Annotated in this window: 14 protein-coding genes; 10 read left to right on the forward strand and 4 right to left on the reverse strand. The window is 60.4% G+C overall.

Annotated elements, in window-relative coordinates:
- Window position 1: 1 nt before the first annotated feature.
- The 9 genes from Q8K08_RS10375 to tdh all read left to right on the forward strand — a co-directional run bounded on the left by Q8K08_RS10375 (window position 2) and on the right by tdh (window position 13,644).
- Window positions 2-862 carry an alginate lyase family protein gene (locus Q8K08_RS10375; RefSeq protein ID WP_305250014.1) on the forward strand — a complete coding sequence of 287 codons (861 nt, stop codon included), beginning with the start codon at window positions 2-4 and terminating at the stop codon, window positions 860-862.
- Between the two features lie 128 nt (window positions 863-990).
- Window positions 991-2,259, forward strand: coding sequence for a ferric reductase-like transmembrane domain-containing protein (locus tag Q8K08_RS10380; RefSeq protein WP_304797393.1), 1,269 nt, complete (start codon window positions 991-993; stop codon window positions 2,257-2,259).
- A 19-nt stretch (window positions 2,260-2,278) separates the two neighbouring features.
- Window positions 2,279-5,803, forward strand: a complete 3,525-nt coding sequence (locus Q8K08_RS10385; RefSeq protein WP_305250015.1) for a c-type cytochrome — start codon at window positions 2,279-2,281, stop codon at window positions 5,801-5,803.
- Window positions 5,804-5,819: 16 nt separating this feature from the next.
- Complete coding sequence (locus Q8K08_RS10390; protein ID WP_305250016.1) at window positions 5,820-6,944, forward strand: OmpA family protein; 1,125 nt, start codon at window positions 5,820-5,822, stop codon at window positions 6,942-6,944.
- Window positions 6,945-6,963: 19 nt separating this feature from the next.
- Window positions 6,964-8,526, forward strand: a complete 1,563-nt coding sequence (locus Q8K08_RS10395; RefSeq protein WP_305250017.1) for a caspase family protein — start codon at window positions 6,964-6,966, stop codon at window positions 8,524-8,526.
- Between the two features lie 151 nt (window positions 8,527-8,677).
- Window positions 8,678-10,459 carry a caspase family protein gene (locus tag Q8K08_RS10400; protein WP_305250018.1) on the forward strand — a complete coding sequence of 594 codons (1,782 nt, stop codon included), beginning with the start codon at window positions 8,678-8,680 and terminating at the stop codon, window positions 10,457-10,459.
- 32 nt (window positions 10,460-10,491) lie between these two features.
- A complete protein-coding gene (locus Q8K08_RS10405) occupies window positions 10,492-11,283 on the forward strand; it encodes a M15 family metallopeptidase (protein ID WP_305250019.1) in 792 nt (263 codons plus the stop codon).
- Window positions 11,284-11,414: 131 nt separating this feature from the next.
- A complete protein-coding gene (locus Q8K08_RS10410) occupies window positions 11,415-12,605 on the forward strand; it encodes a glycine C-acetyltransferase (RefSeq protein ID WP_305250020.1) in 1,191 nt (396 codons plus the stop codon).
- 13 nt (window positions 12,606-12,618) lie between these two features.
- Window positions 12,619-13,644 carry an L-threonine 3-dehydrogenase gene (gene tdh / locus Q8K08_RS10415; protein ID WP_305250021.1) on the forward strand — a complete coding sequence of 342 codons (1,026 nt, stop codon included), beginning with the start codon at window positions 12,619-12,621 and terminating at the stop codon, window positions 13,642-13,644.
- Window positions 13,645-13,648: 4 nt separating this feature from the next.
- Here the strand turns inward: tdh and Q8K08_RS10420 are convergent, their stop codons facing one another.
- Window positions 13,649-14,119: an Lrp/AsnC family transcriptional regulator gene (locus Q8K08_RS10420; RefSeq protein ID WP_304804096.1), complete on the reverse strand. Its 471-nt coding sequence runs from the start codon at window positions 14,117-14,119 to the stop codon at window positions 13,649-13,651.
- A 103-nt stretch (window positions 14,120-14,222) separates the two neighbouring features.
- On the opposite strand from Q8K08_RS10420, the gene Q8K08_RS10425 reads away from it, so the two are divergent.
- Window positions 14,223-15,668 carry an aminotransferase class V-fold PLP-dependent enzyme gene (locus tag Q8K08_RS10425; RefSeq protein WP_370870541.1) on the forward strand — a complete coding sequence of 482 codons (1,446 nt, stop codon included), beginning with the start codon at window positions 14,223-14,225 and terminating at the stop codon, window positions 15,666-15,668.
- Between the two features lie 3 nt (window positions 15,669-15,671).
- Here the strand turns inward: Q8K08_RS10425 and Q8K08_RS10430 are convergent, their stop codons facing one another.
- From Q8K08_RS10430 to Q8K08_RS10440, 3 genes are all read right to left on the reverse strand, one after another.
- Window positions 15,672-16,232 carry a helix-turn-helix domain-containing protein gene (locus Q8K08_RS10430; RefSeq protein WP_304804094.1) on the reverse strand — a complete coding sequence of 187 codons (561 nt, stop codon included), beginning with the start codon at window positions 16,230-16,232 and terminating at the stop codon, window positions 15,672-15,674.
- Between the two features lie 101 nt (window positions 16,233-16,333).
- Window positions 16,334-16,930 carry a L,D-transpeptidase gene (locus Q8K08_RS10435; protein WP_304804092.1) on the reverse strand — a complete coding sequence of 199 codons (597 nt, stop codon included), beginning with the start codon at window positions 16,928-16,930 and terminating at the stop codon, window positions 16,334-16,336.
- A gap of 16 nt (window positions 16,931-16,946) precedes the next feature.
- Window positions 16,947-17,531 carry a CAP domain-containing protein gene (locus tag Q8K08_RS10440; protein WP_304804090.1) on the reverse strand — a complete coding sequence of 195 codons (585 nt, stop codon included), beginning with the start codon at window positions 17,529-17,531 and terminating at the stop codon, window positions 16,947-16,949.
- Window positions 17,532-17,558: the final 27 nt, after the last annotated feature.

Consider the following 17,558-nt stretch of genomic DNA (forward strand, 5'->3'; position numbering starts at 1 on the left):
CATGGCACTGCTTGAAGAAAAGCTGCACCGTGCCTTGTTTGGCGTCATGACCTTTGGCGCAGGGCAGGGCGATGCAGCGGTCTGCACACTGGCTGCGGATTTGTTGTCGCAGCATCTGGCAGCGGGAGATCTGACCGTGCCGCGCCGGTTTGAGGCCATGCGTGCGCTGCTTGTGCTGGGCATTGCTGTCGCCGCGGCCGATCCGGCGCGGGTCGGGCTTGTCGCGCAGCTGCTGGCGGCTGGGCTTGATCAGATGCCAGACAGGCCATCAGATGACCCACTGAAGCTTTCGTTACGAAACAATCATTTACTTATGCAGGCCGCAGTGTTGCTCTCATTTCCCGAAGTGGCCAGCGGGCGCGCTGGTGCCACCGAACTGACAGCGCGTTTTCTCGCTGAGATGACTGATGATGGTCTGTTTCCCAGTGAATTGTGCCGGGGGGCCTCGGCGCTTTGGTATGCGAATATGGCGGTCATGCTGCTGACGACGATTGCAGCCCTATCAGATCATGACGTGGTAAGCCCCAATGTGCTGAAGCGCGCAATTGCGGGCTTTGGCCATGCCCTGAGCCTGCCGCCAGAAGTGCTGCGTCTGGCCCGACAGAACTTGTATCCACAGCCCGGTCATGGCCACAATCCGACTGCGCCTGACCTCGGTTTCTTGAAAGGATATCACCGCAGCCGACACTATCTGGCTTGGGTGCCGCTGGCGCAGTCGTTGTTGCCTGATACGCCGCTGCCAGTCAGTGTATCGGCCGACGACCAGTTTCCTTTGGCCAATGATTTCATCGGAGGCTTTGCCACGACAATGGTGGCGCGCATTGCACACAAAACTGCCGCACAGACCTCAATACCGGGCTGAACAATCAGACCAAACTGTGGGTATTGAATTCGCTACTTTCAAGAATCGTTTTTTTCCCAGAAACTATTGAGCATAGTAGGTCACTATGGCTTTTGACGTAATTTTGACGATCAGATTGGACTTGCACTTTGGCTGGAAAGGTAACCCTGTTTGTCTTGGGCGTTCTGGTGCCCGTGATGTTGGCCTATGCGGCGGCAGGTCACCTTCCGGGGACAACGTGGCCTGTGATTGCCTTGGGCGCAACGGCGTTTTCACTCATGTCACTGAACCTGATTTTAGGGGCGCGTCTGCCGGGGCTTGATGCCGTTTTTGGGGGGCTGGATCAGATTTACTGGGTCCACAAATGGACTGGCATAGCCATTTTAACTGCCGCTTTTCTGCATCAGCAGATCAAGATATCGACTGACGGGCTGGAAGTGAGCGAAGCGCTGAGCCGTTTGGCCGTCGATGTGGCAGAGGTGGCCTTTATCGTGCTGGCTGTGCTGATCCTGATCAGCTTTTTCAAGCGCGTGCCAAGGATGCCCAAGATTACATGGGAAATTCCCTATGCTTGGTGGCGCTGGTCGCATCGTTTGCTTGGGCTGGTGTTTGTTGCTTTGGCGTTTCATCAGGCATTCGTGAAAGCGCCCTTTGACGGCAACGCGCTCTTGTCTGTCTGGTTGAATATGGCCGCGCTGGCAGGGATTGCCGCATTTTTATGGTCCCAGTTCGGCTTCTTGTATCGCCGTCACAGCTACCGTGTTGCCACTGTCGACAAACACGCGGCTGCGACGATTGTTGATCTGGAGCCAGTGGGCAAGGGCGTAACGGTGCGGCCGGGCAGCTTTGCCTTTGTGCATTTTTCTTCGCCGGGCCTGCGCGAGCCGCATCCCTTTACGGTATCGCAAGTGCGCCCGAATGGGGGAATCCAGTTTTCGATCCGGGGTCTGGGGGATTACACCCGCCACCTGCGCGACGTGATTGCGGTGGGTGACACCGCGCGGGTCGAGGGTGGGTATGGCCGGTTCCATCACCATCGTGGCGGCGCAAAGCAGGTTTGGGTGGCAGCGGGCATTGGCATCACCCCGTTTCTGGCTTGGGCCGACCATCTGAAACCTGACGATGCTGAACAGATCGTGCTGGTCTACTGTGTGCGCAACGAGGCCGAGGGCGTGGCGCTGGACCGTCTGCGCGCGGCGGCGGATCGGGTGCCGGGTTTCAAGCTGAAGCTGCACATGTCGGATACTGATGGCCGATTTGATGCCGCCAAACTGGTCAGCTATCTGCCTTTTGAAATTGGTCAGGCAAGCTTGTGGTTCTGTGGCCCGGCGCCCATGCGCGACGGGTTGATCAAGGATTTGAAGACCGCCGGGAAAGCCCCCCGGTCTGTGCATTTCGAGCGTTTCGAGTTTCGTTGAACTTCTCATGGAGGCGATCATGGCCCGGATGAAGACCAAAACGACTTTCCTTGCCACAGTGGCATTGATGCTGATGACGACCGGTGTTGCGCTGGCCGGATTGCCCGAATTCAAGGAGGGTGATTTTTCCAGTCACATCCCCGACGCTGACCGTGGCAAAGTACTGTACAGCGCAGCCGGTTGCGCCACCTGTCACTCGATTGAGGGGGATATGATGACCCTTGCCGGTGGCCGTGGGTTTGAAAACCGACTTGGCACGGTTTACGCCCCCAACATCACCCATGATCAGACCGCCGGGATCGGCAATTGGTCTGATGCGCAATTCCTTAACGCCTTGCTTCGCGGGGTCGCGCCAAACGGGCGGCAATATTACGGTGTGTTCTTCCCCTATGCCGCCTATGCCCGGATGAAACCCGAAGATGCGCTGGATATCCGCGCCTATCTCAAGACCATGCAATCAAGCGATCTGCCGTCCAAATCACATGCGGTGAACCTGCTGTCGGACAAGGCGCTGCAACTGATGAACAGCGAACGTGCGGCCCTGTCCAACCCCACCGATCCGCAACTGGCGCGCGGCGAATACCTGGTCGAGGCGCTGGGCCATTGCGGCGAATGCCACAGCCCACGCGATGGGTTTTCGATTGATACGACCAAGGCTTACAGCGGGTTCCTCGGCTATTTCGGTGATTACTCCCCCGATATTTCGGGGCCACGGCTGGAAAAGGCCGGGGCGGTGGCCTTTGTCAACGGTGTGCTGGCCGAAGGCAAAAAGCTGAACGGACGGCCACTTGGCGCGGGGTCGATGCGACGGGTTGCAGAACAGACAGCCAAACTCAGCCTTGATGACCGCGCGGCTATCTACGCCTTTCTGACCGGCAAGCCGCTCGATGTCTCTACCCTGCCGCAAGCCGCGCCAGAGTTGGTGCAAGTGGCCGAAGTTGCAGAGGCTGGCAGTGCCACGGTGACCGATGCCACTGCTGGGCCTGCGCCAATGGACATGATGGAACTGGCCCGCGAAACCGGGTCTCAGGGGCTGATGCAGATTGTGCAGGCGGCGTGCGCAATGCCTGTGGATTCGCCCGTCCTGCAAGCCGTCGCGGCACCTGCCCGGGTTGCTGCTGTCGCAGGCGTGCCGATTGAGATTGAAACGGCTGCAGATCGGGTAATGGACCAGCATTGCCGCACCTGTCACGGTCCCGGCCAGCGCAATGACCGCACCTTCCCGATGCATGACATCGCCGATATGGCGATGGACAAGGCGACGGTGACGCCGGGCGATCCTGACAAATCCCCGGTCTATGCGTCCATTGCATTGAACCGGATGCCGCTTGGCACCAAACTGACCCCGGCAGAACTCGATGCGATCAAGGCATGGATCGTCGCCTTGGGGGAGGTGAAAGCAGCCCCACCCGCAGCAGTGACTCCGGTGGCCTCTGCAGAGCCGGTCGCCGTAAATCCGGCACGGCCTAACCCTGACGTGACCGTGCCGCGTTTTGTTGGCGGGGATTTCACCCAGATCATGATGGCGGGCGTGGCTGATTTGCAGCGGCTGAACGACCGCGACCGACGCTTTGCCCGCTACTTCAGTTTTGCCGATACCGAACTGCCGGAACTGGACTGCACTGCCGAAGGCATGAAGCGCAACCCGATGGCGTTCCTGCATGCGGGATTGAACAAATTCATCAACTCGATCAGCCGCGCCGCACGTCTGGCCAAGGTAACACCAGTCGACGGCACCGACGGCGCCTTGGTGCGTATTGATATCCGCGACTATGGCTGGTCCGAAGACGACTGGGCCGCGATTTCAACCGGCCTTTATACCCAAGGTGCGGTTGAGGCAGGGTTTTCGCCCGAAAGCTGGGCCGATCTGGCGCGGGTTTACCCCTATGCGATGGACCCGACATCAGACAGTCTGCTGCGGGTTCTAGCCGACAGCACAGGGGCGCCGGTTCCGCTTTTGGGGGCAAGCTGGTTTACCCATGTTGCATCAGAGGCTCCGTATTACGATATGTTCCTGCGTCTGCCCGAAGATATCCGTATTCTTGAACAGCGGATGGGCGTGGACGTAGACCGCAACATCCAGTCGGGCGAAGTGATCCGCGCCGGGATGCTGGAAGGCGCGTCGGGTGTGTCTGATCACAACCGCATGCTGGAACGTCACGACCTGCCGCGCGGTGGCTACTACTGGAAATCTTACGATTTCGCGGGCAGTTCGGGCGAACAGTCGTTGCTTCAGCATCCCGACGGCCCGCGAGAGCTGTCCTATACCGCATCGGGAACTGCGGCATTCGAACATGACGGCGGTGAGATGATATTCAGTCTTGCCAATGGGTTGCAGGGTTATTACCTGTCCACTAATCTGGGAGAGCGACTGTTGGTTGGGCCCACGTCAATCGTGTCTTTCCGCAATAAGCCAATTGGGAAAGGGGTCGAGATTGAAAACGCCCGGTCCTGTTTTGACTGCCATGAAAACGGGATGATCCGCAAAGCAGATCAGGTGCGCAAATTCATCGAGTCGAGCAACAGCTACACCCGCGATCAGCGTGAAATCCTGCTGGAGATGTATGTTCCCAATGAGGAACTGGACCAATGGTATCAACAAGATACCAAAGCGTTTCTTGCAGCGCTGGAAGAACTTGGCATTACCGAGAAATCGGCCGCCGGGGTCAATGTTTCGATGCGCGCACCAGAAAAGGCGGGTGGCGGTGAGATCGTCACCTATCTGTCTGACATCCAGTTCAACAACCTTGATCTGGCCCAGGTGGCGCGCGCGTTTTTCCTTACCGAGGACGAGTTCCGCGCTCGCATCCGTGAGGTGGGCGACCCCAATATCATGCAGGTGGTGCAGCAATGGGTGCAGCGTGTGGATGACGGGTTGCATGTGCGCCGGGCCGAACTGGAGGCGGTGTATGCCGATCTGTTGCCGCGCCTGACCGACCTGCGCCCCTATGACTATGGTGGCGGTGTTTCCTATACGCCCCAGCCGGTGGCTGATTATGTTGCTGTCGCCAGCACAGCCTATGAGGTGGCGGCGCAAAAGGAACAGGCGCCCTATCAGCCGCAGGCGGAAAGCACGCTGCAACCCTATGTGCCAGTCGCGGCCCCGACCGATCCGCTGATCCTCCAGCTGTCGGTGCCTTACGTCGAGGTTAAGGTGAACGACCTGCTGGAATTTGATGTTCGTGCGAACCGGCGCTGCGAATTGCAGATCCTATATGTTGAGGAAACCAAAACGGTCGAAGAACTGCCGCCCGAAGTGCTGGGCCCCGCCTTCCTTGAGGCAGGCGAGACTCGGCGCATTCCCTATCCGGGGTCAGGCATGCAGTTGCGCTTTGACACACCGGGCAAGGGGGAAACCATGGTCGCCTTTTGCCGGGAAGGTGGGCTTGGCGACAAGCGGATCACCGGGCAGGGCGCTGTCGATTACGCCAAGGACCGGTTCCAGCCCTTGTCGCGCGGTCTTGTGATTGAACGCACCGATACGGTGGCCAGAGACAACGGCCAAAGTGCGACCAACGTCGTCACTTTCAACGTGCAGCCCTGAGCGAAGGATGGTGATCATGACACTGTATCAAACCCGTCGCGCCGCATGGCGGAAGACATTGGCAGGGGCGTTCTGCGCCCTTGCACTCCCATTCGCCGTGCAGGCCGCACCCTGTGACGATGCGCTGACAGCGCTGCAAGTGGCGGCGTCCGGCAGCGATGTTGCGCAGATTGTGGCGGCGTGGAGCGCAGTGCAGCCTGCTGGTTGCGACGAGTCACGGTTCAGGGCGGCGCGGTCGCAAACCTCGGCCCTTGTGGCGCGCGCCGCGCAAGCTGCTCTTGCAACTGGCAACACGGATGCAGCGGAAGACATCGTGCTTCAGGCGCCCGGTGTGCATTGGGCTGTGCAGGCCGTGCGCGGCGATATCTCGGCAAAGCGGGGCAACCGTGGCGAAGCCGCCAAGATGTATAACGCGGCGCTGGATACCTTGGGCGACCCCGGCCAGACCACACAAAGCGAACAGCTTGTTCCGGTCGCAGAACGATTGGCGGCTTTGGCGCAGGAAAACATGATGCTTGCGGGCAGCATGGAAAGCACGATCACCCGCGGTGGTGGTGCCTCTGGTGTGATGACGGTGATGCAGCGCGGATTGGCGGTGGAATTGGTCGCGGCAAAGCCCGAAGCGGCACCGACCGCCGATTATGTTGCGCCAGCCCCGGCCGTCGAATATGTCGCCCCGCCAGCACCGACGGCGGATTATGTGGCCCCCCCCGCGCAGGAGTATGCGGCGGCCCCGGCCTATACCCCGCCCCCTGATGAATGGAACGTGCTGACCGAGGCCGCGAAAAAGGTGGACAGCGTCTTCCTGCCCATCCGATTTGGCTTTGACAGCGATCGGTTGGACGCATCGGGCGTGAAAGAGGCGCTGCGACTGGCCGAGTTTATCAGGGCCCAGCAAGTGCCGCGTCTGATCATCACCGGCCATACGGATGATGTGGGGGACGCCAATTACAACCTTGACCTGTCGGTGCGGCGTGCGACCAGTCTGCGTGACTTTTTGTTAAGCGACGGAGTCTACGCAAAGATTGATATCATCGGCAAAGGTGAGAGCGAGCCGCCGCTTTACTCGGACGCCGCGATCTACAATCTGGATGAACTGCGCACGATTGCCCGCCGGGTGGAGATCGCTTTTGGTCATTAAGCGCATCTTAACGGTGGTCTTGGCCGGATTTGTGCTGGTCGCTCTTGGTGCGGCAGGACCAGCCGCCGCGCGCGATTGGGCCATCGTTGTCGGGATTGACGATTACATTCATTTTGAACCTTTCGACCCGGATCGGCCCGGTGGTGGCCATTTCGACCTGCAAGGGGCCAGCAATGATGCAAAGGTTATTGCCGCTGCATTGCGTAAGGTGGGGGTAGACCTGCCCGATAGTCGCTTGTTGTTGGACCGTGCTGCAACGGTGTCCGCGTTTGAAACAGCCTGGCGCGATGTGACGGCGCAGGCAGCACCTGGGGACCGGTTGTTTGTCACCTTTGCCGGTCACGGCGGGCAGGAACGCGAAGTGTCGGAACCGTTTGATGAAAAGGACGGTCTGGACGAGACGCTGATGTTCGCCGATTTCGATCCGGTGAACCCGCGCATTGGCCGCCTGACCGATGACCAGCTTTATACGATGCTGCAATCTGTCCCTCATCTTCAGGTGGTCTGGGTGATGGACAGCTGTCATTCCGGCGGGCTGGAGCGCAACGTCAATGCGCGTGCAGGCGGGCTTACACGGTCTGGTGGCATCTGGGACATTCCGATTGAACCCCTGCCAAACGAGTTGTCCGGTGGGCAGGGCGAGAACGGAGCGCCGGATTTGCCACATGTGACGCAAATCCTTGCCACCGCGACTGATGACCGTCTGGTGCAGGAAACCGCCTTTGACGGCGTGCCCCATGGCGCGCTGTCATGGTTTTTTGCCAAGGCGATTGAGGGCGAGGCTGATATGAACGGCGACGGTGTGATCACTCGGCTTGAAATGGCGGCCTATGTCGGCGACCGGGTTTTCACGCACATGGATCAGAACCAACAGCCCCGGTTTTTGCCGCGTGGCGACCCATCGGTAATGCTGAGCCTGCAGGGCGAAGTGCCGCCACCGCCCGCGCCAGTGCCGCCGGGCCTGCCGGTCCGGGTGGTGGGCGCGCCGCCTCCGGGACTGGAGGGTGGGGCGTGCCCCGGCTGCCGTCTGGTCGATGTTGGGCATGCCGTGATGTTTGAACATGTGGCGGGAGGCTGGGCCGTCTATAACGGGCAAGGCGATCAGGTGACGGTAATAACCGGCGATGCCCGTCCGCAGATTGAGCGTGCCCGATTTTTGCTGGACCTGAACGACGCAAAACAGCCAACTTTGCCGCCCGTGACCTTGCGCCCGCACCAGTCGGCGGCGCGACAGCCACTTGGGGCAACGGTTGGTTTTGACTTTCCGCCGCCCGCGCCGGATCTGAGCTTTCTGACGCTGTTCAATGTCGCATCGGATGGAACCGTGCAATACGGTCTGTATCCGCCGGGCTTTCGCGAAGATGCGCCCGCTGACAGTGGCCTGAGCCTGCGCTTTTCGGTGTCCCCTCCCACGGGCGAAGATCAGCTTGTCGTGATCTGGTGCCGCCGCCCGCCGCTAAACCTGCACGCGCTGTTACGGGCCGTGAATGGCCTGTCAGTGCCTCCAATGGCCGAGTTGCAGGCGGCAAGTGCTGATACTGCCTGTCAATTTGGCCGCATCGGCCTGTTTACCGAAGGTTAGGCTATCGCTTTGCTTTTGCAGCCTGCCAGAAACCTTGCGCGGCATCCCTCTGACGGGCAGGATAAACACAAACCGACAACATGATCGGGGAGAGTCCGTATTGCGCCTTATCTTTTGGATAAAACAGCTTTGCTTGGCATTTGCCTTCAGCATGTTTTGCCTAAGCCCGGCCCTGGCCGAAAAGCGCATGGCATTGGTCATCGGGAATTCTGCCTACAGCAACGCAACCACGCTGGCCAACCCGCGCAATGATGCCCGCGCTTTGGCGGACAAGCTGACCTCGATGCAGTTCACCGTGATGTTGCACGAGGATCTGGATGGCCAATCGTTCCGCATCGCGTTGGGAGAGTTCTCCGAAGAGGCGCTGAATGCCGATATTGCCATGGTTTTTTACGCCGGGCACGGGATCGAGATGGCAGGCCAGAACTACCTGATTCCAATCGATGCCAGAATGCGGTCGGAAGCTACGGCGCAGTTTGAAACCATCCCGTTGGAACAGGTGTTGGACTCGGTACGTGGCGCGAAAAAGCTGGGCATGGTGCTGTTGGACGCCTGCCGCGACAATCCATTTGCCAACTCGATGCAGCGCAAGGATGGCACACGGGCGGTGAAGCGCGGGCTAAGCCCGGTTCCGGTGGATGGTGAACGTGGGCTGCTGATCTCTTTCGCGGCCGAGGCGGGCAGCACGGCCGATGATGGCGACACCAAGCACAGCCCCTATACCGAAGCGCTTTTGGAAACCATCGACCAGCCGGGGATGGAGATCAACCGCCTGTTCCGGGCGGTCCGTGCCAAGGTGCGTGAGAAATCGGGCGGGCGGCAGGTGCCGATTGAATACGCACAATTGCCGGATCAGGATATTTATCTGGTCGCGGCTTCTGCGCCGCCGCCCAGCCCGGCCCCTGTAGCGCAACCCGCACCGCCGATCATTGAGGATCCGCTGTTGCTTTATATTCAGGCTTCGGCCCGGCGTGATCTGGCGGCTCTGGAAGATTTCCTGCGCCGTTATCCTGACCACATCCGCGCCGCCGATGCGCGCCGCCTGATCGAAGACTTGAAAGAAGGCCAAGCCTGGGCCGCCACTCAGGCAGCCGACAGTGCCGACGGGTATGACGCGTTTCTTGCCGCCTATCCCAACAGCGCCAACGCATCGCGGGCCAATGACAGGCTGGCCGCCCTGCGCCCACCGCCTGTGCCAGAGTATACCGGAAGCTGCACGCCGCTGAACGGCTCGATGTCGGTAACGGGCGTGCCACCTGATGACACCTTGTTTTTGCGTCAGGGTGGAGGCACCGGTTTTCGTGCAGTGGGTGAGTTGGCCTTCAATGCGACTGGCCTGCATCAGGTGGGCTGCGCGAACAATTGGTGCGAAGTGGTCTATGGCTGTATGCGCGGCTATGCGGCGCAGAAATATCTGCGCACCGGCGCGGGCAGCCCGCCCTTTTCGACGCAACAGGGCAAATACAGCGCTACAGGCTTTGCCGCAGGCACGCGCATTCCTGTTCTCTCTGGCCCCAGCGCGCAATATGCGGCGGTGTCGGAACTGCCCGCAGAAGCGACAGATATTTGGGTCAGCGATTGTGACAGCAAGCCCGGCGACCCTTACGCATGGTGCAACGTAAGTTGGCGCAATGTGGCCGGTTGGGTCTATGGTGGCTATCTGGTGGATGGCCTGGGCCGCCAGCCTTTCGCCGCATCACAACCTGCCCCTGTGCCACAACCGGTTCCCGCCCCTGTCACCGGCAACAGCTGCTTCGATCTGTGGTATGCGCGCAATGCGATTTTTGCAGAACGTGGCTACTGCTTCACCTCGGCCGAGGGCAAGAAGTGGTTTGACAACTCGCAATGTCACACGTCGGCACCGCAGCTATCCTCTGCCGAAACGGCCGAAGTCAACGCGATCAAGGCGCGGGAAAAGGCGCAGGGGTGCTAAGACGTCTGCGCCATGCACTGTTTTTGGCCAGCATGATAACAACGCCGGTCTGGGCTGCGGATTGCACGCCGGTTGATTTCCTGACCCTGCCTTTACCGTCGGGCGATGATCCGGTGGTCACAGCGTTGCGAGTGGCCTATCCGGGGCTTACGGTTGATGCGCAAGGCGTGACGTTGGCCGATGGCAGCCTGATCGCCTTGGGCGAAGACCGGAGCCGCGATCCGGCGGCGCGCTTGGCGAATCCGACTTTGCGTGAACAGTTCCACGATATTTATCCACTTCGTTTTGACCTGAACGCGCGCATGGACGCGTGGCACGATCCCGGCCGCGCACGGGTGGAACCGCTGTTTGCTGCGCTTTATGGCGGCACGGAGCAGGCGGTGCGTGCAAGCCTGAGAAAAGTGGCGATTAGCGGCAAGGCCAGTGCAAGTTTTCTGATCTCGGAACGTCACGGCGCCGCCTGCCAGATGCGCGCGGCGCTGGCTGGCGTTCAGGCGCTGACAATCGACTGGGCCCCCGCGTTCCGCAATGTGGCGGGCAGCTTTAACTGGCGTCAGATTGCAGGCACCAGCCGAATGTCAACGCACAGCTATGGCATTGCCTTTGATCTGAACGCCGATCTGGGTGGCTATTGGCGTTGGTCTAAACGACCCGAGGGCAATGCAGGCCCCTATCTGAACCGTATTCCGCAGGATGTGGTGCAGGTGTTTGAACGCCACGGGTTCATTTGGGGCGGGAAATGGCATCACTTCGATGGCATGCACTTTGAGTATCGGCCCGAGGTCATTCTGTATGCAAGACTGATGGGGCAGGCTGCCCCTTAGGTCACTGAGTTGCAGCCCTAAGAAGACTCGGGCATCGGAGCTGAATAGAATATCCGTTATCACGGATATGTATCTTTAATATTGACACACTGGATTTCATGTCCCAACATCACCCAGAACAGATGGAGTGAATGATGCCGCGTTCTGCTTTTCTCCAGCACATTTCCCATACCTTGACCGAGATAGAGACAGCAGGTCTCTACAAGCGGGAACGGCAGATCAGCTCGCCGCAATCGGCGCATGTGACGGTTGACGGCCGGTCGCTGCTAAATCTGTGTGCCAACAATTACCTTGGGTTGGCCAATGATCCTGCCCTGCTCGCAGCGGCGCATCGAGCTTTGGATGAACAGGGTTATGGCATGGCCTCGGTCCGGTTCATTTGTGGCACCCAAGACCTGCATCGCCAACTTGAAGCACGGATTGCCGCCTTTCTGGGGATGGAAGATTCCATCCTGTTCGCCGCCTGTTTTGATGCAAATGGCGGGTTGTTCGAGCCGCTTTTGGGGCCCGAGGATGCGGTGATTTCGGATGGGCTGAACCATGCCTCTATCATCGACGGCATCCGGTTGTGCAAAGCGCGGCGGTATCGCTATGCCAATTCCGACATGGCCGATCTGGAGGCGCAGTTGCAGACTGCGCGGGCGGACGGAGCGCGCCATATCCTGATCGCGACCGATGGCGTGTTCTCAATGGATGGCTACCTTGCCAAACTGCCGCAGATCACCGCGCTGGCTGAACGCTATGGCGCGCTGACAATGGTGGATGATTGCCACGCTACCGGTTTCATGGGGCCGCAGGGACGCGGTACGCCCGCCCATGCCGGGGTGAAGGTGGATATTCTGACCGGCACCTTGGGCAAGGCGCTGGGTGGGGCATTGGGTGGCTACATCGCCGGGCCGCTGCCCGTGGTTGATCTGCTGCGTCAGCGGGCACGGCCCTATCTGTTTTCCAATGCGCTGCCGCCTGCTATCGTTGCCGCCGGTCTGGCCGCGCTTGATCTGGTTGAAGCGGCTGACGATCTGCGCGCCCAACTCTTTGACAACGCCTCCTATTGGCGGGCCGGACTGGCTGATGCGGGCTTTACCCTTTTGCCGGGGGAGCATCCTATCATCCCGGTGATGACCCACGAGGCCCCGCTGGCGCAGGCCTTGGCGCGCGACCTGTTCGACCGGGGCGTTTATGTTTCGGGCTTTTTCTTTCCGGTGGTGCCAAAGGGGCAGGCCCGCATCCGCACCCAGATGAACGCGCGGCTGACCCGCAGTGATCTGGATTTCGCGCTGGACCAGTTTCGTGCGGCGGGCAAAGCGGTGGGGGTGATCTGACATGCAAAACCAGATGAAGACTCTTGCCAAGATCAAGCCCGAGGTCGGCCTCTGGCTCGACCCTCGCCCCGTGCCGGACATTGGCCCAGATGATGTGCTGATCCGCATCCGCAAAACCGGCATTTGCGGCACCGATATCCATATCTGGAACTGGGATGACTGGGCCGCACGCACTGTGCCGCTGGGACTTGTCACCGGGCACGAATTCGCGGGCGAGATTGCAGAGCTGGGCCGCAATGTCACCGGTCTTGCCATCGGGCAGCGCTGTTCGGGTGAGGGGCATCTGATTTCCAACCAGTCGCGCCAATCTCGTGCGGGAAAGTTCCATCTTGATCCGGCCACGCGCGGCATTGGGGTGAATGAACAAGGTGCGTTTGCGCAATACCTGTGCCTGCCCGCGTTCAACGTTGTGCCGCTGCCGGATGAGATTGATGACGAGATCGGCGCCATCCTCGATCCGCTTGGCAATGCGGTGCATACCGCGTTGTCCTTTGATCTGGTGGGTGAGGATGTGCTGATCACGGGTGCAGGCCCTATCGGCATCATGGCGGCGGCGGTCGCGCGACATGTCGGCGCGCGGCATGTGGTGATCACGGATGTCAATCAGGACCGGCTGGATCTGGCGGCGTTGGTCGCTGATGTGGTGCCGGTCAACGTGGCGCATCAGGATCTGCGCGAGGTTGTGGCGCGGCTGAAGATGAAGCAGGGCTTCGATGTCGGGATGGAGATGTCGGGCAATCAGGCGGCACTCGATCAGATGATCGAAAATCTTGTGATGGGCGGACGCATTGCGATGCTGGGCATCCCGCCCGGCAAGTCCCCGGTGGACTGGAGCCGGATCGTGTTCAAGGCAATCACCCTCAAAGGCGTTTACGGGCGCGAGATTTTCGAGACCTGGTATAAAATGATCGCCATGCTGGAAAACGGTCTGGATATACGTCGGGTCATCACCCACCGTTTTCCCATCGATCAATTCCGCGACGGGTTTGAGGTGATGCGGGCAGGCTCCAGCGGCAAGGTGGTGCTAGACTGGGACTGACAGGTCACAAAAGGCGGTTCAGATCGGCGGGGCGGTTTTCCAATATCCGCTCCATCGAGAACAGGCCCGTTACCTTGTCAAATTCAAACCCGTCGATCAGGCGCTGATAAAAGCGGTCATAGCCCGCCATGCCCTGTGTCACGATCTTCACCAGATAGTCCCATTCGCCGCCGATGCGATTGAAGTCGATCACCTCGGGCAGGCTTTGGACATGACGCGAAAAACGGTCCACCCAGTCGCGTGAATGGTGCCGACTGCGGATCATCACAAACACTGTCAGATCAAGCCCAAGCGCCGCCAGATCAACCCGCGCCTGCGACCCAACCAGAATGCCCGCCGTCTGCAACGCCTGTATGCGCCGCCAGCACGCGTTCTGCGACAGGCCGATACGCTCTGCTATCTCACGCTGCGACAGCGTTGAATCGCGCTGCAGTGCGGTCAGGATGCGTAGATCAGTTGTATCAAAATTTATCATAATATCGATCATATGATCGAATAAGGATGATTTCCACTCAAAATAAACCGCCTTTGATTGCGGTATACCGTTCTATTCTGCGTCCAATAGCAGGAGATGCACCGTGACCCATCAGGCAAGTCTTTTTTCGCCCTTTCTGGATCAGATCGCAGGGCCAGACCCGACGTCTGCCCTGCGGTCCGGGCTGATCGGTGAGGGCGTGATGATAGACGGACCCTTTGGCTCCAACCCGCTGATCTATGCCGATTACACCGCCTCGGGCCGCGCGCTGCGGCAGGTTGAGGCGTTCGTGATGGACCATGTGCTGCCCTATTACGCCAACAGCCACACCGAGGCGTCGTTTTGCGGTGCAAGGATGGCGCAGATGCGCCATGCCGCGCGGGCGATCATCGCGCGATCCTGCGGGGCAGGGCCCGAGCATGCGGTGGTGTTCTGCGGGTCGGGGGCGACGGCGGGGATCAACCGCCTGGTTGCGCTCTTGGGCGCCGGGTCGGGCGCGAGGGTGATCCTTGGCCCCTATGAGCATCACTCCAACCTGCTGCCATGGCGCGAAAGTGGGGCCGAGGTGATCGTTTTGGGCGAAGATCCTGCGGGCGGGCCGGACCGCGCCGAACTGGCCGAAGCTTTGGCCACGGCGCCAAAGGGCGCACGGGTGATCTGCGCTTTTTCTGCAGCATCCAACATCACGGGTGAAATTGCCGATGTTGCGGCGCTGACCCGGCAGGTGCGCGCTGCGCGGGCGCGAATTGTGTGGGATTACGCAGGCGGCGGCCCCTACCTGCCGATTGCCATGTCGCCCGAACCGGGTACGGAAATTGACGCGGTGGTGATCTCGCCGCACAAGTTTGTCGGCGGGCCGGGGGCGTCTGGTGTGATGATCCTGCGACGCGACGCGGTGGTGACAGACCGCCCAAGCTGGCCCGGCGGCGGCACGGTGAGCTTTGTCTCACCTGATAGCCATGATTACAGTCCCCGTCTTGAAGCGCGAGAGGAGGCAGGCACCCCGAATGTTGTCGGCGATCTGCGTGCTGCGCTGGCGTTTCTGGTCAAGGACACAATGGCCGGGGCGGGTATGGCGCAGCGCAATGTGGTGCTTGCGGAGCGGGCGCAACAGGTCTGGTCCGCAGTGCCGCGGATCACTCTTTTAGGGCCAGCGGGCCGCAATCGTTTGCCAATCTTTGCCTTCCGGCTGCGCGATGGGCAGGGCGGCTTTGTGCACCACCAGCTTGTCACCCGGCTGCTGTCGGACCGTTATGGCATTCAGGCGCGCGGCGGGTGCGCCTGCGCCGGGCCGTATGTCCACAAGCTGCTTGGCATTGATGCGGCGGCCTCGCATCAGCTGCGGCAGGCAATCCTGTCAGGTCAAGAAATGGAAAAGCCGGGGTTCGTGCGGCTGAACCTGTCGCCCCTGATGGTCGATGACAAAGTGCAGACCATTCTGAACAGCGTGACCGCTTTGGCAGGTGACGCTCCGGCGCTTGCCCGGCACTATGCCTGCGACCCGGAGACCGCGATTTTCACCGCCATGCCAAGCAAGGCAGTGGCTTGAGCCCTAGCTGTTTTGCACGATCAGAATGGCGCGTGCCGGGCCGCTTTCTGCCTCGAGCCGGTGGGGGCGGTCGGCGAAGTAGCGTGCGGTGTCACCGGCTGACAGATGCTGGCTTTCCTCGCCCGAGGTAACCTTTATCCTGCCCTCCAGCATCGTCAGATGTTCGCGGCAGCCGGGCCCATGCGGATCACTGATCAGCTTGCCGCCTTCGGCAAAGGTCAGGTCATAAACCTCATGCATGCCGACCGCTTCGGCGGGTGACAGGATGCGGATGCTGACCCCAAGCCCGCGCCCGCCGATCACCGGGGCGGCCTCGGCTCGGATCACCTCGATCCGGGGGGTCTCGCGCGGTTCAAGCAAACCTGCGAAATCAACCTGAAGTGCTTGGGTCAGGTTCCACAGTGTGGCCACGGTCGGACTGGACTCGCCACGTTCGATCTGGCTGACCATCGACCGGCTGACGCCCGACAGCTTGGCCACGGCATCAAGGCTAAGCCCCTTTGCCGTGCGCGCCTCTTTCAGCGATGCGGCCAGACGGTCGTGAATGTCGGAACGGGCGGTCATGGCGGATCTCTGAAACGGGCCAGTCAAGCACTTTGAACTTGGCGGCGAACCAGCGTTATCGTGGCCCATTCCGGCAGCTATGGCAATCTCTTAGGCCGCGTTTACAAAAAGCGCACTTGCGTTCCGACCTCGACAAGTTCGAACAGGTGCTCGACGTGATCGTTGAACAGCCCAACACATCCGCTGGACGCCGGGCGTCCAATTTTTGCGATGTCGTCGATGCCGTGAATACGGTAATACTGCCACCCAAGGTTCAGCGCCCGCGAACCCATCGGGTTGTCTGGACCGGGGCCGATAGATTCTGGCAGGGTCGGATCAAGCGCGCGCATGTTGGGCGTTGGAATCCATGTCGGATTGCGGCGCTTCAGCACGATTTCGGTCAATCCGGTCTGGGTCAATTCCTCGCTGCGCGGCACCGATGAGGGGAATATCAGATGCTGGCTATCATCCTCGGGCCAATAGTGCAGCGCGCGTGATTCCAGATCGCAAAGAATTGCGCCCTTTTGCAGATTTGGAAAATGGTCTTCCCAGTGATGCACACGGAAGCTCGCGGTGTTGTGGCGCGATGGGCTGCCGGTGGAGTCAGCCGGGGCGATCACAGTCGTGTCTTGCGCATACACCAGCGCGGGGCAGGCCAGGCTGGCCATAGTGGCGGCACCCAGTTTAAGAACGTAGCGGCGGGTTCTGGGAAAAGGCATTGCGGTTTCCTTCTGGTCAGTTTGCAACGGTCAGCGTCCACCACAGCTTGTTGCTGGGCTCTTGAAAGACGCCAAGGCCGATCCGTCTTGCGCGCGGATCAAGCAAGATCGCCCGTGTTGCCGGAGTTTGCATCCACGTTTCAATTGCTTGGACTTCGGTTTCGTAAGTCTCAGAGATCAGTTCACCAAGAACCCGGCCGTCAAACCCGGCGCGTCGGGCCCGGTCAATAGAGGTGCTGCCATCTGCCCCAAAGCTCCAGGCCCGGCCCTGTTGTGACATCGACCGGGAATGGCCGTCGGCGGACTGTATCAGCGCGGGGTCGAGGGCCACAGGCGCAAGTCCCCCCGCAAGACGCGTCTGGTTGACGGTGTCGACCGCGCGGCTTCGCACTTGTCCTATGTTGCGCTCGGTGACGGGATAGACGCCCTGAACCGAGGCCCCGGTCGCATCAAGCCGTGGCGGCGCATTGGGGTTCAGTTGCGCACAGGCTGAAAGCACAACAATCGCCGCCAGGCTGGCAATCAGGCGCAGCCCGCGCTGCGCAGTGCCGGGGCTGGTTGGGGGCAGGATGTGGCACTGTCGCGCCATTGAAGGGTTCATGGTCAGGCTCTTTCGTTTGCCCCATAG

It is taken from the genome of Pseudotabrizicola sp. (genome assembly GCF_030684215.1).
GTDB lineage: Bacteria > Pseudomonadota > Alphaproteobacteria > Rhodobacterales > Rhodobacteraceae > Pseudotabrizicola.

Bases quoted from the DNA above. Each gene is read 5' to 3' on its own strand.
- Q8K08_RS10405 (WP_305250019.1), top strand. From the start codon at position 10,492: ATGATAACAACGCCGGTCTGGGCTGCGGATTGCACGCCGGTTGATTTC.
- Q8K08_RS10430 (WP_304804094.1), bottom strand. From the start codon at position 16,232: ATGACCGCCCGTTCCGACATTCACGACCGTCTGGCCGCATCGCTGAAA.
- Q8K08_RS10420 (WP_304804096.1), bottom strand. From the start codon at position 14,119: ATGATAAATTTTGATACAACTGATCTACGCATCCTGACCGCACTGCAG.
- Q8K08_RS10375 (WP_305250014.1), top strand. From the start codon at position 2: ATGGCACTGCTTGAAGAAAAGCTGCACCGTGCCTTGTTTGGCGTCATG.
- Q8K08_RS10435 (WP_304804092.1), bottom strand. From the start codon at position 16,930: ATGCCTTTTCCCAGAACCCGCCGCTACGTTCTTAAACTGGGTGCCGCC.
- Q8K08_RS10400 (WP_305250018.1), top strand. From the start codon at position 8,678: ATGTTTTGCCTAAGCCCGGCCCTGGCCGAAAAGCGCATGGCATTGGTC.
- Q8K08_RS10440 (WP_304804090.1), bottom strand. From the start codon at position 17,531: ATGAACCCTTCAATGGCGCGACAGTGCCACATCCTGCCCCCAACCAGC.
- tdh (WP_305250021.1), top strand. From the start codon at position 12,619: ATGAAGACTCTTGCCAAGATCAAGCCCGAGGTCGGCCTCTGGCTCGAC.
- Q8K08_RS10410 (WP_305250020.1), top strand. From the start codon at position 11,415: ATGATGCCGCGTTCTGCTTTTCTCCAGCACATTTCCCATACCTTGACC.
- Q8K08_RS10385 (WP_305250015.1), top strand. From the start codon at position 2,279: ATGGCCCGGATGAAGACCAAAACGACTTTCCTTGCCACAGTGGCATTG.
- Q8K08_RS10390 (WP_305250016.1), top strand. From the start codon at position 5,820: ATGACACTGTATCAAACCCGTCGCGCCGCATGGCGGAAGACATTGGCA.